The sequence below is a fragment of the Peptostreptococcaceae bacterium genome, from assembly GCA_016649995.1.
In the GTDB taxonomy this organism is placed as follows: domain Bacteria; phylum Bacillota; class Clostridia; order Peptostreptococcales; family BM714; genus BM714.
On the sequence record JAENWJ010000012.1, the window covers coordinates 24,854 to 39,964 of the forward strand.

General features: G+C 41.6%; 13 protein-coding genes and 2 pseudogenes. 1 reads left to right on the forward strand and 14 read right to left on the reverse strand.

The window, feature by feature from the left end; translation table 11 throughout:
• Positions 1-17: 17 nt before the first annotated feature.
• The 14 genes and pseudogenes from JJE29_03930 to JJE29_03995 all read right to left on the reverse strand — a co-directional run bounded on the left by JJE29_03930 (position 18) and on the right by JJE29_03995 (position 13,797).
• Positions 18-908, reverse strand: coding sequence for a homoserine kinase (locus JJE29_03930; protein MBK5251767.1), 891 nt, complete (start codon positions 906-908; stop codon positions 18-20).
• Positions 905-2,404, reverse strand: a complete 1,500-nt coding sequence (locus JJE29_03935) for a threonine synthase (protein MBK5251768.1) — start codon at positions 2,402-2,404, stop codon at positions 905-907. The genes JJE29_03930 and JJE29_03935 overlap by 4 nt, the downstream gene beginning before the upstream one ends.
• 134 nt (positions 2,405-2,538) lie before the next feature.
• Complete coding sequence (gene cobO / locus JJE29_03940; GenBank protein ID MBK5251769.1) at positions 2,539-3,054, reverse strand: cob(I)yrinic acid a,c-diamide adenosyltransferase; 516 nt, start codon at positions 3,052-3,054, stop codon at positions 2,539-2,541.
• Between the two features lie 16 nt (positions 3,055-3,070).
• Entirely contained in the window at positions 3,071-3,670 is a 600-nt protein-coding gene (locus tag JJE29_03945; protein MBK5251770.1) for a pseudouridine-5'-phosphate glycosidase, read from the reverse strand.
• Positions 3,671-3,708: 38 nt separating this feature from the next.
• Positions 3,709-3,876 carry a hypothetical protein gene (locus tag JJE29_03950; protein ID MBK5251771.1) on the reverse strand — a complete coding sequence of 56 codons (168 nt, stop codon included), beginning with the start codon at positions 3,874-3,876 and terminating at the stop codon, positions 3,709-3,711.
• A gap of 156 nt (positions 3,877-4,032) precedes the next feature.
• Positions 4,033-4,917 carry a sulfite exporter TauE/SafE family protein gene (locus JJE29_03955; GenBank protein MBK5251772.1) on the reverse strand — a complete coding sequence of 295 codons (885 nt, stop codon included), beginning with the start codon at positions 4,915-4,917 and terminating at the stop codon, positions 4,033-4,035.
• Between the two features lie 24 nt (positions 4,918-4,941).
• On the reverse strand, positions 4,942-5,949 hold the full coding sequence (locus JJE29_03960; GenBank protein ID MBK5251773.1) for a proline racemase: 1,008 nt from the start codon (positions 5,947-5,949) through the stop codon (positions 4,942-4,944).
• Positions 5,950-5,962: 13 nt separating this feature from the next.
• Positions 5,963-6,439: a proline reductase gene (locus JJE29_03965; GenBank protein MBK5251774.1), complete on the reverse strand. Its 477-nt coding sequence runs from the start codon at positions 6,437-6,439 to the stop codon at positions 5,963-5,965.
• A gap of 11 nt (positions 6,440-6,450) precedes the next feature.
• The gene (gene prdD / locus JJE29_03970; GenBank protein ID MBK5251775.1) at positions 6,451-7,206 is read right to left on the reverse strand and encodes a proline reductase cluster protein PrdD; all 756 of its coding nucleotides are present in this window, start codon (positions 7,204-7,206) and stop codon (positions 6,451-6,453) included.
• Positions 7,207-7,280: 74 nt separating this feature from the next.
• Positions 7,281-8,002, reverse strand: a pseudogene (gene prdB / locus JJE29_03975) (D-proline reductase (dithiol) protein PrdB).
• Positions 8,003-8,108: 106 nt separating this feature from the next.
• Positions 8,109-8,327, reverse strand: a pseudogene (locus JJE29_03980) (hypothetical protein).
• A gap of 20 nt (positions 8,328-8,347) precedes the next feature.
• Positions 8,348-10,234: a D-proline reductase (dithiol) proprotein PrdA gene (gene prdA, locus JJE29_03985; GenBank protein MBK5251776.1), complete on the reverse strand. Its 1,887-nt coding sequence runs from the start codon at positions 10,232-10,234 to the stop codon at positions 8,348-8,350.
• Between the two features lie 18 nt (positions 10,235-10,252).
• A complete protein-coding gene (gene prdC / locus JJE29_03990) occupies positions 10,253-11,602 on the reverse strand; it encodes a proline reductase-associated electron transfer protein PrdC (GenBank protein ID MBK5251777.1) in 1,350 nt (449 codons plus the stop codon).
• A gap of 446 nt (positions 11,603-12,048) precedes the next feature.
• Complete coding sequence (locus JJE29_03995) at positions 12,049-13,797, reverse strand: sigma 54-interacting transcriptional regulator (GenBank protein MBK5251778.1); 1,749 nt, start codon at positions 13,795-13,797, stop codon at positions 12,049-12,051.
• A gap of 280 nt (positions 13,798-14,077) precedes the next feature.
• On the opposite strand from JJE29_03995, the gene JJE29_04000 reads away from it, so the two are divergent.
• Complete coding sequence (locus JJE29_04000) at positions 14,078-14,977, forward strand: DMT family transporter (protein MBK5251779.1); 900 nt, start codon at positions 14,078-14,080, stop codon at positions 14,975-14,977.
• Positions 14,978-15,111: the final 134 nt, after the last annotated feature.

Here is a 15,111-nt window from a genome sequence, read left to right on the forward strand (position 1 = left end):
TTATTAATACATTTATTCTATTCTATATAAATTTTGGCTCCTTCCCTATCTATGCTTAGAGCTTCCAATTTCCATACATTCTCCATGGAATCTAAAAATTCCTTCATTGCCAAAACCTTCTTCTCGTCCGGTACGGACAACACACCCATCAATGTAGGTCCCGCTCCACTTATGAACATCCCGTCGAATCCAAGTTCACGCATCTTGTCCTCTATCAAATCGAATCCATCTATTAATTTGCTGCGGTATGGCTGGTGAACCCTATCATTCAAAACATTCCACAAATTTTCAAACTTTCCATTTACCAATGATGCAACAAGCATAGCGGTTCTTGAAATATTGTAAACGGCATCCGAAAGTGAAAATGAATCCGGAAGCGCTTCTCTAGCTTTTTCGGTTGACAGCTCAAAATCCGGCACCATCGCATGAAGCAATAATCTCTCATAGTCAAATATTATTTTTTCATGTCTTACGATTCCCGATTCAACAAATGAAACTGTCAGCCCCCCCTCAAAGGCAGGAACTACATTGTCGGGATGACCTTCTATTTCTACTGCCAAAGCTATCAGCTCGTCTTTGGAAAGAGGACCGTTCAAAAGGGCATTTGCACCTATTAGACCGCCTACAATACAGGCTGCGCTGCTTCCAAGACCCCTTGAAACTGGAATCCCTTCCTTTACGCTTATCCTTATGCCTTTAAGCTTTGCGCCAGCCGCCTCATAGAGACGCCTGACCGATATTAGAACGAGGTTTTCTTCGTTATTGTATTTTTCATGGAATCCTACAATATCAATGCCCTCTTTCAACTCTTCAAATCCAAATTCATTGTACATCTTAAGCGCCAGGCCCATTGCGTCGAATCCGGGGCCTATGTTGGCGCTTGTTGCGGGCACTCTTACTCTAATCATTCCGAATCCCTCCCCTCCAAGAAGCTATCTATAGCTTCCTTCATTCCATCCTTGTCGCATATGTGATTATGCATTACCTTCCTGTCCCTTATGCCTTTTACTGCCGCGGGAACCTCACCTTTCAAATATTCGGACATTTTTTCAAGCAAATCTATTTCATCCGCATCCTTAAATCTGCCGTCGATTGCCGATAGTACAGACTTTGGAAATTTATAAGGGCTTGCGGTAGAAAGAATGACTGAATGAACCTTGCCGTCATTTCCTTTTCTTTTTTCGTTTACTCCATATGCAACAGCCGTATGGGTATCCATAAGATATCCGTATTTTCTATAGACTTGCTCAATTAAACGGCTTCCCTCCGCATCACTTATCCAGCCCGCTTCAAAAGCACCCTTCAGGTTCTCGAAAATCACGCTTGTATCGTAAGCCCCACTTTCCTCAAGGGATTTCATCCACTCACTAACAAGCTCTTTTCTCGTTCCTGAGGCCTCATAAAGCAAGCGTTCAAGATTGCTGGATACAAGTATGTCCATCGATGGCGATTGCGTTTTTTTGAGCGACCTATTCCGATCATAGGTTCCGCTTCCAAAAAAATCTGCAAGAACTTTATTCTCATTTGATGCACAAACGAGATGCCTCACGGGAAGTCCCATCTTTTTCGCATAGTATCCGGCCAATATGTTTCCAAAATTTCCAGTAGGCACAACAAAATCAACAAACTCTCCTTCGTTGATTGTCCCTTGTTCCATCAATTGTCCGTAGGCATAGAAATAGTAAACAATTTGTGGAACAAGCCTCCCAATATTGATTGAGTTGGCCGATGATAGGCCGTATCCTTTTTTCTTTAAATCCATGGCATATTCCTTGTCGCCAAATATGCGCTTTACGCCTGTCTGAGCATCGTCAAAATTTCCTATTATGCCCGCAACATGTGTGTTTGCGCCTTCCTGTGTAACCATTTGCAGTTTCTGTACGGAGCTTACGCCCTCCACGGGAAAGAAAACTATTATCTCTACCCCTTCAACATCAGCAAAGCCCTCCAGGGCTGCCTTTCCCGTATCTCCGGATGTTGCTGTCAGTATAACAATGTTCTCTTCAATATTATTTTTACTGCGAGCTATTTGCATGAATCTTGGCAATATGGACAAAGCCATATCCTTGAATGCAAGAGTTGGTCCATGAAAAAGTTCCAATACAGACACCTTTTCGTCAAGCCTTACTAGTGGCGCTATTGCCTCGGTATCGAACTTATTGTCATAGGCTTTAGCAATGCATCCTCTAAGTTCCTCCTCACTAAAATCATCCAAGAACAAGCTCATGACATCATATGCTGTTTCCCTATATGTCTTGTTCTTCAATTTGCCGTAATCCATTTCGAATTTTGGCAAAGCGTTCGGGACAAATAATCCGCCATCTTCCGCAATCCCTCTTATGATAGCTTCGGAAGCTGTAAACCTTCCATCCGCTCCTCTGCTACTTTTATAATATAATTGCATAATTCTCCTCCAACTAAAATTTATAGGTTTTATTATAGCAAACTTATACCCATTTCCCTACGTTTTTCTGTTTGCGAGTCAAATTCCATCGTATGCATCCAAAATACATTTCTTTGTGTTTCAAGTAAACACTTCTATTTTTCAATACCGGTTCTTGCTTCGACTCCCTGCTGATAGTAATGCTTTATTTCTTTCATTTCCGTCACTAAATCAGCGGCCTCCATGAGCTCCTCCGGAGCATATCTTCCCGTCAAAACGACTTCCGTATGTTCAGGCCGATCTGCCAAAATATCAAGAACATCCTTTACATCGAAAAGCTTGAAATGTAGTGCAATGTTGACCTCATCCAACACAACTATATCGTAACATCCGGACCGTATAATTTCACCCAAAGCCTTTAATCCGTTTTTTGCCAAATTTATGTCCTTCTCAGTTGGCTCCCTATAAATGAAGCAATCGTTTCCATACTGCTTCATTTCAAACCCCGGAAGATACCCCGCCGCTTTGAGCTCGCTATACGGCATACCCTTTATAAACTGGCCAAAAAAAACTTTTTTTCCTGCGCAAACTGCTCGAAGGCATAGTCCGAGCGCTGCAGTTGTCTTCCCTTTTCCATTACCCGTATATATTTGCACGTATCCCTTATCCATAAAACCGCCTCCTTCTTTATAATTTTGCATATGCAACAGCTATTCCAGCTCCTATGCGCGCATTTTCAAATACAAGACGCCTATTTGTTTCAAGGCTTTCTCCCCCTGTCAGATTCTTTATTTCCGAAAGCAAATATGGGGTAAGTTCTTTCCCTTTTATGCCCGCCTTTTCTGCGGATTTCAGCGCCTCTTCTATTGTAGATTCCATGATTCCAGAAGGAATTTCGTAGATTTCCGGCACCGGACAAGCGATTATCATCCCGCCAGAGAGATCTAAATCCCATTTTGCCTTCATCATTGCTGCCGCTTCTCCGAATTCGGAAATGTTGCAGCTGCCCCTGAATCCGCTTTTTCTAGAATAAAAAGCCGGAAATTCATCCGTTCCGAAGGTTGCAACCGGAACTCCTTGTGTTTCAAGATATTCCAGCGTCAGTCCAATGTCTAGTATTGACTTCACACCTGCGCTAACAACAGCCACATCTGTGCGCGAAAACTCCGTGAGGTCGGCAGAAATCTCAATATTCCCAGGATTCGAATCATTCATAATCATCGATTCGTTTGAAAATCCGGTTATGTCGGCATTTATACCTCCAATAACCATAATCTCATTGTTCATACAGCCCCTCCAATTACAATAATGAAGTCAATGCAATTCTATATCTTTTGATATAGTTTGCGATTCACTTCATCAACTTTCTTCTCAATTTGCAAAACCCTTGCCTGCAACTCTTTAATTTCTTTTATTGCGGTCAATCCATAAAAGAATCCCATAATTCCAACACAAAACGCTAGCACCGAAAATACAAACGAATCCGTATACATCTTTCTCACCCTCATAATTCTTTTATTTTAAGTACACCTTATTGAATACATTATAATCTTAAGGCTGTTTCTTTACAAACAAAAAGGAAAAGGCTCGCCAGTCAAGGAGCGAGCCTTTTCCTTTTTATATATTAAAGAAATAATTTGGATGGCAATTTATGCTGCGCTCTTCTCCGTTTTTTTGTTTTTTGCTGCGGATCTAAGCATTGTGATTGATGTATAAAGAACTACACCAATAACCAACCATGAAAGAATGTTCAAGGGAAGCGACTTAACTATAAATGCAGCAATGAATACTCCAACTGCTCCTGCAAGAGTCATAGCCATTGAAGCTTTTCTGTCATAAGCTGCTTCTTTAATGAACTTGATTGAAGCTACCGGCATCAAGAATGCGCATGAACCCATCATTATCGGGAAAGCGACTCTTGGGCTCATACCAAGCATATATACGAGAGCCATACAAGGAGCATAGAGACCAACGCCTGCAGTCATGAGTGCTCCCAAAACGAAGTTTGCTACTATTGCAAAGATTAATTTTCCACCAGTAAGGCCGATTGCTTCGCCGGTTCCAAGTGAAGCAGTCCATCCCATTTGACCTGATGTCATAAGGAAGGCAGTTGCAAGAAGTGCAAATCCCATAACCAATTGAACTTTTCTTTCGTCAAATTTTGCGACAATTCCAGCTCCAAGAAAAGCCCCTGCAGTTGCGGATGCAAGCATACTAACTAAAGTTATTATTTCAACATCAATTACTGCAATAAAAATGAATGCTTCAAGAACTACTGGGATAGTACATCCAACATTTAGCGTTCCCGGAATTATTCTATCCTTCGTTTGCTTGAAAAACTTGAGCATTGCAGTTGTAGGGGCAAATGATCCTATTCCCAATGTGTCGAAAAAGTTTGCAACAAATCCTATACCTGCCGTTACACCCCATGAGTTATCTTCCAACTCGTCCTTGTGAGCCGCAAAATCTTTTACAAAGATTGCACCAAACCCTAAAGTCATTACACCTAAAACACCTAAAATCGCTTGTACCATTTTCTTCTCCTCCTATGATTTAAATTATTTAAGAATAAATCCATATTTCACAGGGTCCGCATCATCAAATACGAATTGATTGAATCCTGTAATATAGGCTGAGCCAGTGATTTCGGGAATAATAGCATCTATGTCCCCTACTTTCGCTTTGCCGACAATTCTACCCTTGAAAAGGGTTCCAAGGATGCTTTCATATACGAAAAGCTCTCCTTCTTTTAACATTCCTTTTGCGTAGAGCGTAGCCAATTTGGCCGATGTTCCCGTACCGCACGGTGACCGGTCAACCTGTCCCTGACCGAATATTACTACGTTTTTGTATGTTGCATCCGGATGGGTGGGATCATCGTAAATTTCTACCAAGTCAACCGTATTGATATGAGGTAATTCGGGATGCTGCACCTTTACAGTATTGTTGACTATATCTCTAATTTTCATTCCAAGTTCGTTAAGCTTTTGTACATTTTCAGGCTTAACCTCTATTCCAAGCTTCTTGGCGCTGACGATTGCAAAGAAGCTTCCGCCAAATGCAATGTCTAACGTCACCTTGCCTATTTCAGGCACTTCGATTTCAACATCTTGTTTATATAGGAAAGAAGGAACGTTTTTAAATGAAACTTCCTGAACCTTTCCATTTTTAACTGCAACATCTCCTCTTACGAGACCCGCAGGAGCTTCGAGCACTACTTTAGTAATAGGTTCAACCATCGGAATCATTCCTGTCTCTAAAGCAACAGTCATTGCGCCTATCGTTCCATGGCCGCACATATTCAAATAGCCTCCGCCATCCATAAAGATTATTCCGAGATCCGCCTCTTCTGAAATCGGCGCTGTTATGATTGATCCGAACATATCGTTGTGTCCTCTTGGTTCAAGCATGATACCTGTTCTCAAATAATCAAGATTATTTTCCAGATAAGCTTTTTTTTCCGGCATTGTTTTGCCTGGAATCGATGGAATTCCTCCTATAACTATTCTTGTAGGCTCTCCCATTGTATGAGAATCAACTGCATTTATTGTTCTTGTAATTTGCATGTTACTCTGCCCCCTATTTTCTTTTTTGAAGCTTGTTCATTTTGAGTTTCAGCAAAGCCAAGGCTTTTTTGGCATCTCTCTCGTTCACAGTATTTTCCCCTACAACCTCTGTTTCGATACCTTCCTTTGATTTATTGAAATCAACTATCGTGTCCATATACTCATTCTTTACTACAAATGTTGCTGCTGTTCCTACAAAACTCATTCCGACTACTGGAATACCTCTCTTGCCAATCTGCTCAATGGTATTTGCAAAATCCACATGAGAGTTGCCCCATCCATCAAGAGATATAATGACTCCGTCCGTTCGCATGGCTTCAACCCATGCGGCCGCTCTTGTTCCAACAAGCAGCTTTTCGGCATTTCCTTGGGGTGTGCCCAATACAAGCACTCCCTGTAAATCGATGTCAGTATCCCTTGATACCACATCGAGAAGAGGATCTCTAAAATGGTGCAAAGACGTTTCTTTTGTAGATGGTCCTATACCCATATAACATCCTCCTAGGTCATTGCCCTTATAGCCCCGTCCCTATATTCGTTTGGGGACAATATCATAGGCATGTTAAGCATGTCTATATTTGAAAACCCGCCTTCAAAACCTGATGGTTCAAATGGAAACAACTGATTGTCGTGCATTGCTCCCTGTCCACCAATCTGTTTAATGATGACAACCTTTTTTTTATCTTCTCTAATTATGTCGTGAAACTCGTGTTTCTCATCAGCCTGTTTTATATCCAGTCTTTTAATCTTTTCCCTTATTTCCTGTACGAAGTTGTCGCAAAGCGCATGAATCGCCAATGGCAATTTTCTGCCGAATTCGGTTCCTTCCCTAATAAGTACATCGAATTGTATTATAATATCGTTCTTGCCCGGAGTCCCCGCTCTATCAAGCATAAGCTGCTCCGATAGCATGCCGTCGGAAGATCCGAAGTTCGACATTTGTCGGCCATTTTTTTCCGCCCCGTTAAGCATTACATAAACCCCTGTCATTGTATGGGTAATTCCTTCTCCCAATACTCCCAATACCTTTGTGGAAATCGGCAGTATGTCCATTATGCAATTGACATGTCTGTCATGGTCTCCAGGTTCGATTATATTGATCGAAATATTGTCGATTATGTCCTTGTCAATGTCCAGTTTGTTTGTCATGTTTTTGTCAATTGAGAGCGTATGTTCCCTATATCCCGTCGAGTCTGAAAAAACAACCCGATCTACATGAAAGGTCCGGATTACCAACCTTCTCATATCTTTTTCCATTTAATTTTTCCCCCCAATATCTTGGTAAAATCCGTCTTCCTCTTTCACTCTAGAGAGAGGAAGACGGTCAATTTTTACACTACTGCTACATACTGATAGGGAAGCTTAACTATTCTTCCAGGTGTTTCAATTGATACAAGTAAATTTAATGTATCTGTCAAAATCGCTGTTTGCATCTCTATATTGTGTGGTTCTCCGGCATTTGCACCCATTGGTACGAGCGGCGCTACAGCCCTTGGAGATCCAGCTTGTCTTACTACAGGAGTGCCGCAATTACTATTGTCGGTATTCCAGCTTCCTCGATCGCTCTCTGCACTATAACTGCAGAGCGGTGGCAAGTGCCTCAGCCAGCTGTCATGACAACAGCATCAACATTTTCATCTTTAAGTCTTTGAGCAATTGCAGGACCTGTTTCGTTTGTGAAAACTTCAACATTTCCGCCTCCACCCATAAATCCGAAGTGCATCGGTGCAACAGCTTTGATTACGCCTTTTGCTACAAGTTCATTAAGACGGTCAATTGGGAACATGCAGTTGATATCCTTATTTACATCCGAGTTGTCATATCCACCATGTGAAACCATTAAATTGTCGCTATCACTATCTCCGGGAATTTCTCTGAAACTTGTGTCTCCAGCCAAATTGAACCGCTTGTCCGACTTCAAATGCACGCCGGCGGCCGTAGCCAATGCGATTTTCATTTCATTGAGTGGCTTTGTGACAGGCGTCCAGACAACCGGAGGCGTATTAGGCACGTATATTTCTGATTGCAAACCTTTTACAACAGTCAAACCCATTTTCCTATACCTCCCTACAATCTTCTTTGTATTCAGATTGAATATGCTCTTTATAATTTTCTTCAGCGCTTCTCTTAGCTTCAAGTTGCCTTACCGCGCTTCTTGCATATTCTTCATCGGCTTCCACATCTAGAACTTCGATGTAAGTCATCATAAACCCAACCTGTTGACCCCTCCTGAGTTCTACAGGACTTATAACCATGCGTCTCGGCACTTTAATTTGTCCCATACGGCCCTTGAAATCTACAGTAACTGAACAATCGCTAAAATCCACTACTATTCCTTCATAAAAATTTTCTGACGAAGCATATTTCAATCTGTCCATTTTTATATCACCTTTACTTTTTATTCTTCGATTTCGTAGATTTCTCTACGTTTCTTGGATTTTTCAAGACTTTGTTCATTCTCGCAAAGCTCGATTATTTCTCCTGTAGCTTCTTCTATTACCTCTATATTATTTTGCTTAACATTGGCGTTCCAAGATCTTTCAGCCTTCTTGACGCTTTCGCCCATCATCTCAGCCTTAAGCATATAGATTGCTCTTATGGCATCTTCTTTGCACAATGTATTGTTGCCAAGAATTTCATTTTCGATTCCTTGAACTGACTTGTTGTTGTCAACCATTGCGGTCATGAATTCGTTGCCTACAACTAATTGTCCTTGAACCGCAGCATAAGTCATTCCTACAACAGGAATGCCTCTTTTACCAACCTCTTCAATATGTGATGCGAAATCGATGTGGTTGTTTCCGAAGCCTTCTGTCCCAACTATTGCACCGTCAAGGTCCATAGTTTCAACAGTCATTCCAAGAATTTTTGAAACATAGAATTTTTCCGAGTTGACTTGAGGTGAACCTACGAGTATAACAGCAACAAGGTCGACCTCTTCGTCATTCATCAATTCAAGAACCAGGGGCTCTCTCCAGTAATGTCTGGATGTTTCTTTTGAAGCCGGTCCTATGCATGTAAGAGCATGTATGCATCCGTCCAATAATTGGAGCGGAGAAACAACAATCGGAACATTTCCAAGGTCTACATTAGCCTTTGCTCCTATAGTTCCAATAGGCTCTACTGGAAGAATGAAATTATCATGCATTGCTCCTTGTCCCATTATTTCCTTGATGAATGCTACTCTTTTCTTTCCAGGATGTCTTGTTTGAATAAATTCTTCAGTATCTACAACGAGGCTTTCATCCAAAGTTTTCAAAGCTTCACGAATTTCCTGAGTAACAACATCAGTTGCTCTGTGCGCAGCCATCGGTCCTGGTCTTTCCATTCCGGTTCCGCGTTTAACAGTAACTTGTGTCTTGATGAATATTTCTCCGAATTCGGGAGCTCCCGGACGTCCCCACATGATGTTTCTGTCTAATATTCCTTCTGATGATCCGAATTCGCCGATTTGAACTCCGTCTTCATCGGTACCTGTAACGACAACTATTGTTCCATCAACTACTCTTGTGATTCCATCTCCGACTTCGCCCTCTTCCTTCGTAGCAATCGGTTGAATATCCATGAGCGTTTCACTATATGTGTCGTATTTATCAGGTGTAATTATTTCAATTTTCATATCTATAACAAGCTTTTCAGTCTCGATTGCATCTTTGCAGATGTCTTCACGAATCGTAAGCGTTGTTCCTTCTATTTTTGTTTCCGGTCCAAACTCAACCTTGTCGATTACGAAATGCTTTCTCGTAAGGCTTCTTATTACTTTTGCTTCTTGAACAGGAGCATTGGCGACAGCCTCGGCTTGAGCCGGTGCATCCACAGGAACTACTATTCCTGCAGGCATTACGCCACCGGCAACTGCGCCGGCTACTGTGAGCGGGAATTCAAGATTTATATCTCTGCCCTCGCCAATGTGGATTCTTACAACTCCACCCTGAGTACCCATAGTCATAACCGGTGCAACGGGTGCTACTGGAGCGATTGCTTCTTCAGCTACAGGCTCTTCTATAACTTCCTCTTTTTTCACTTCAGCTTCTTTGAAACCATCAAGCATTGATGGAACAAGTGGTGTTAGCGAATCAACAGTTATTTTCAATGTCGCACCCAACACCTGTCCGATAGTCAAGACGTTTTCGGGTATTTCCAACAGGCCGGAATCCTCAAGATCAGGAAGTATTTCAGGATCTTCCAGATTTTCAGGTGTTACAACCATACCTGCTTCGAATCTGCAGCAAGTTACAGCCACATCATTGGCATGCTCCTTTGCAGTTTCCAAAGTAATAGACATTTTTCTTTCCCCCTATTCTTAGTCTTTAATTCGTCTGTAGAGCTTGTGACCACAAGCCCTAAGAACGTGGTCAGTACTGTGATACACCGGAACTCCCAAACTGGGAGCTACTTTCATGACGGTGTTCGTTCAATCCTGGCAGGTTCCGGTTAGAATAACCTCGGCACCATGCTTCTTGAGATAAAGAACCGTTTCGGCTTGACCCGGACAAGAACCCGGAAGTTCACAACGATAACGTCCTCTACCATCGTCCTTCATTCTTTTGCATTTCTTTTCTGCAACTACCTCGGCTCCCATTTCAGCCGCGATTTCCCTAAGCCTTTCTTCCTGCGCTCCGCATTCGCATGCTATGATGCCGACCTTTCGCTTTTCATTCGGGAAAGGCATTGCAACCAAAACTCCTCCGGTTGTTTTTGTAACCGTTGACTTTTCAGATCCTTTCTTTCCTGTGAAAGCTCCGCCAGCAACAATTTCACCATGGCGTCCATAGTAACCACCAGATGCTTCAATAAGTGTTTCAAAATCAGTGCCGATTGGAACGTTGAAGAAAACCTTGCCCTTCTTGGCATTCTTAAGTCGTCCTCCAACAGTTACATCCTTTGTAATGACAGGTCGTCTGTCTTCAATAGCCCAAACCATGTTTTTCATTGTTTCAATATTGCAGATGACAGCGTTTGCTTCAAGAGGCAATTGACCAGGCTGAAGCTCCACTCCCAAGAGTTCTCTTATTATGACTCTTTCGTCTCCTGCTGGATACATGTCCGGCAAAAGCTTTACTTCCACTTTTATTTCTTTAGCACAAGCTTTTTTCAAAACCGCAATGGCTTTCTTGTTATGGATTTTGTTTTTTATTGCAATAATTCCCTTAGCCGCCTCAGTTATTTCCATCGCGTATTTGACACCTCTTACAATAACGTCAGCATTATCTTCAATGTAAAGTGTGTTATGGTTAAGAACCGGCTCACACTCTGCCGCATTGGCAATAACATATCCCCCGACAAGCTTTGTTCCGAGCTTGATTCCTGTCGGGAATCCCGCTCCGCCAGCTCCAACGACTCCTGCTTCCTTAAGAGCATCGATTAGGCTGTCGGTTTCATTGATCTTCACAAAATCTTCCGGCTGCTCAGCATCCGCCTTAATTGCTATTGATCCATTTCCGAGAGATTCTACGACACCTTTGACGCTTGCATGTATATTAGCTCCCAAACCCTCCGGGACTGCAATCAATTGGCCTCTTTCAACCAAATCTCCTACAGCAACTATAGGTTTACATGGTCCGCCAACATGCTGCTTCAAGGGAAGAACCACTTTTTTATCGGGCTTTTCAATAAATCCAATTTTGCTTTCAATATTGACAGCTGCTTCCATTATTTCACCTCCTTAAAAAGTTCCCCTAATAGAGACTTTGTTATTTTTTAATCACACCTATTATTTACGCAACTTGCATGCCAACTCATGCCAAAAAATAAAAAAAACCGCTGTGTTCCAGCGTTTTCAACAATTAATCGTTATATAGTTTTTTTCTATGAGCTCATCCATATTTATTTGTAAATACAATATGTCAGTATTCCGACACTTTTCACGAGCTGCTAATTTTTGCATTATTCAATGTATTCAGTCTTTCTGTTCGGAATTATAATTCTGTGAATCGTGTAATTCCAAGCTATACGACTATTTTCAACTTTGCGCGTTTACTTTTTTTTGCACAATTCAAAAAATATATCGAATCAAATTTCTTTTTATTAAAATTTGATTGTGATTTAACAAACAAACTGACGTGTGTCAGTTTGTCGACACACGTCAGTTTGTTGACACTATTTAATCTTGTGTTGTTCCATTTTATAATAAAGGGTGGTTCTTGGTATGTTTAGGATCTCAGCAGCCTTTTTCTTATTGCCATTGCCCTCTTCCAGGGCAAACCTGATTCGATTAATTTCCAGATTTTGAACCGCCTTTTTCAAATCCATTTCAATATCCTCTTTGCTGATGAAGTCCTTAGGACACTCAAAGCGCATGTTGGCCGGCAAAGTTTCAAGCGTGGCAAGCCCATCCTCCCCACACACAACAACTATATATTCCATGACATTTTTCAGTTCCCTTATGTTTCCCTTCCATTTGTATTCACGCAAGGCATTAATTACATCCTTGTCAAGTTCAGGAATTCTACGCTTGTTTTTTTCGGCCATCTCGTTCAAAAAATGCCGCGCAAGCAGCATTATATCATTATGCCGTTCCTTGAGTGTAGGCAATTCTATGTTGACAACCTGCAAGCGATAATAAAGATCATCCCTAAATGATTTCTCGTCAACCATATCCATAAGATTTTTATTTGTGGCTGATATTACCCGGATATCAATATCAATGGTTTTCTCGTCCCCTATTCTTCTGAGTCGCCTTTCCTGAAGGACCCTTAGAAGCTTTGCCTGCATCTGCAATGGCATTTCAGCTATCTCATCAAGAAAAATAGTTCCTCCGTTGGCTAATTCAAAAAGACCGGCTTTACCTTTCTTTCTCGCACCGGTAAAAGCCCCTTCGACATAACCAAACATCTCGCTTTCAAAAAGCTCGGACGGTATGGAACTACAGTTTACAGGAACAAACATTCCTTCTCTTCCGCTGTAATCATGAATGGCTCGGGCAAATATTTCCTTGCCTGTTCCGCTTTCGCCCGTTATCAATATGGATGTTTCCGTCTTGGCTATCTGTTTAGCCACCTTTATGCACTCGTTTAATTCGAGGCTGTTTCCAATGATATTCTTGAAATTATCCCCTGATATTTCCTTTATATGATTTTCCAGCATTGCAATTGCATCATTTGCCTTGCCCAAGTCATAAGCAAGATTATTTATTTCCGTAACGTCCCGGTCTGTGGTAACAACCCCTGTGAATTCTCCATCTATATATATAGGAAAAGCATTGATGATGACATATGAATCTTTACGTGGCCGGTGCAATGCGTTTTTTACCGGTTTTTTTGTTTTAAGCACCTTCAGTCCCATCGCGTTCGGGAAATAGTCTCCAATATGTTTGCCGACTATTTCTTCACTTGCAATATCGTAAAGCCTTTCACTGCTTTTATTCCATATAAAGACAATTCCGTCCGGATCTATGACGCAAATAGCCTCATAAGTATGATGCACCAAATAATTCATTTGGTTCATCAGGCGTTCGGTCTTCATGTAATAGAATTGCCTGACCTCTTCCTTCCGAATAACACCTTTCAGGATTCCATTTTCCAAGATAGGCAAACGCCCTATCCCTTCATTAATCATTAAATCGCGGCACTCGCGCATTGTAAATTCTCGGTATGCAGTAATGAGCTTCATTTTCATAAAAGCTTTCGCAGGAAAATACTTGTTGTTTTCCTCTTCATAGATAACAGCAAGATCTTTAAACGTCAATATGCCTGTAAGTAATCCTTCTTTATTCTTGAAGAACGCTTCGTGCATGTTTTTTTTGAGCATCATGGTTACAACTTCACTAATTTCTTTATTCTCATCAAACAGAAGATACTCTTTAGAATATACTTCACTAGCAAGAACGTTGAATATATAGTCCTCCATGCCATCACTCCCAATCCCGTAGTCAAGTAATATTATAGCACACGATTAAGCGTGAAAAAAAGGCACATGGAACCGACCGATATCTTTAAGAACATTTCTACGCAACAGAAGACACCATCTGCCATTACAAATACATTCACAAAACAAGATTCAACCGGTTCCATTTGAGACCCTACAGTAATTTGATACCCCTGTTTTTGTTTTTAAACACTTTTAGGCAACAAATACCTCGATTTATAATGTAGAATAGAAATCAGAAATAAACTAAGGAGAATAATTCATGTCAAAAAAAATAAACCCCAAAACAATTATCCTCATAGGAGTTTTCTTCACATCATTCTCTTCTATACTTACAAGGATTTCCGACGCCCCGTCTCTTGCAATAGCGACTTACCGCCTAGGTCTAACTTCTTTGCTCTTGGCACCAGTCTTTTTTGCAAAGCACATTCCGGAAATGAAACGAATGGACCGAAAAACTTTTATTCTGTGCATCATAAGTGGAATTTTCCTCGCACTCCATTTCGCTTCCTGGATAAGTTCAATTCGTTATACTTCAATCACTAGCTCAACAGTGCTCGTAAACACTCAGCCGGTATTCGTAGTGTTGGGCAGCTATTTAATTTATAGGGAAAAGTCGTCATTGCGGTCGGTCGCAAGCATTCTCGCAGCCATCGTCGGAAGCGTAATAATCTCTCTTGGTGATTCCTCCATGGGCAGCAATGTGCTTTACGGCGATTTTCTTGCAATGGTCGGCGCCGTAACCGTTGCAGCCTATATGCTAATAGGACGCTACGCCAGAAAAAACCTCTCTGTAACAGGCTATACATTCATAGTCTATACTACATGCACAATAGTACTATTTATTATGAGTCTTGCGACATCAACGCCCCTGACGGGATATTCCATGAGGGAAATGGCCATTTTTCTGGCTCTTGCCGTCGTCTGTACCCTGCTTGGCCACTCAATCTTCAATTGGGGTCTTGGACATGTCCATCCGACCTTTGTTTCCACGGCAATTCTGGGCGAGCCGGTGCTGGCCACCATATTCGCAATCATCCTCCTCGGTGAAGTCCCAACCCTTCCACGCCTAGTTGGCGGATTAGTCGTCATAGGCGGAATCTACAGCTTTATATTGGCCGAGGCGGCGGAAGCAAAGAAAACAGCGTGCAGAAAGCAGTAAGCAGTAAGCAGTAAGCAGTAAGCAGTAAGCAGTAAGCAGTAAGCAGTAAGCAGTGGGCAGTGGGCAGTAAAAGCAAAAACAAAGACAAATGATTAATACTGTAAATTACTGCACCCTCAATAAATGTTCATATC

What these genes read in the sequence shown, in the direction of transcription:
- JJE29_03955 (MBK5251772.1), bottom strand. Translation starts at nt 4,917, where the DNA reads ATGGTACAAGCGATTTTAGGTGTTTTAGGTGTAATGACTTTAGGGTTT.
- JJE29_03930 (MBK5251767.1), bottom strand. Translation starts at nt 908, where the DNA reads ATGATTAGAGTAAGAGTGCCCGCAACAAGCGCCAACATAGGCCCCGGA.
- JJE29_04000 (MBK5251779.1), top strand. Translation starts at nt 14,078, where the DNA reads ATGTCAAAAAAAATAAACCCCAAAACAATTATCCTCATAGGAGTTTTC.
- prdA (MBK5251776.1), bottom strand. Translation starts at nt 10,234, where the DNA reads ATGTCTATTACTTTGGAAACTGCAAAGGAGCATGCCAATGATGTGGCT.
- prdD (MBK5251775.1), bottom strand. Translation starts at nt 7,206, where the DNA reads ATGGAAAAAGATATGAGAAGGTTGGTAATCCGGACCTTTCATGTAGAT.
- JJE29_03935 (MBK5251768.1), bottom strand. Translation starts at nt 2,404, where the DNA reads ATGCAATTATATTATAAAAGTAGCAGAGGAGCGGATGGAAGGTTTACA.
- JJE29_03945 (MBK5251770.1), bottom strand. Translation starts at nt 3,670, where the DNA reads ATGAACAATGAGATTATGGTTATTGGAGGTATAAATGCCGACATAACC.
- JJE29_03950 (MBK5251771.1), bottom strand. Translation starts at nt 3,876, where the DNA reads ATGTATACGGATTCGTTTGTATTTTCGGTGCTAGCGTTTTGTGTTGGA.
- JJE29_03995 (MBK5251778.1), bottom strand. Translation starts at nt 13,797, where the DNA reads ATGGAGGACTATATATTCAACGTTCTTGCTAGTGAAGTATATTCTAAA.
- JJE29_03965 (MBK5251774.1), bottom strand. Translation starts at nt 6,439, where the DNA reads ATGGGTATAGGACCATCTACAAAAGAAACGTCTTTGCACCATTTTAGA.
- cobO (MBK5251769.1), bottom strand. Translation starts at nt 3,054, where the DNA reads ATGGATAAGGGATACGTGCAAATATATACGGGTAATGGAAAAGGGAAG.
- JJE29_03960 (MBK5251773.1), bottom strand. Translation starts at nt 5,949, where the DNA reads ATGCAAATTACAAGAACAATAAATGCAGTTGATTCTCATACAATGGGA.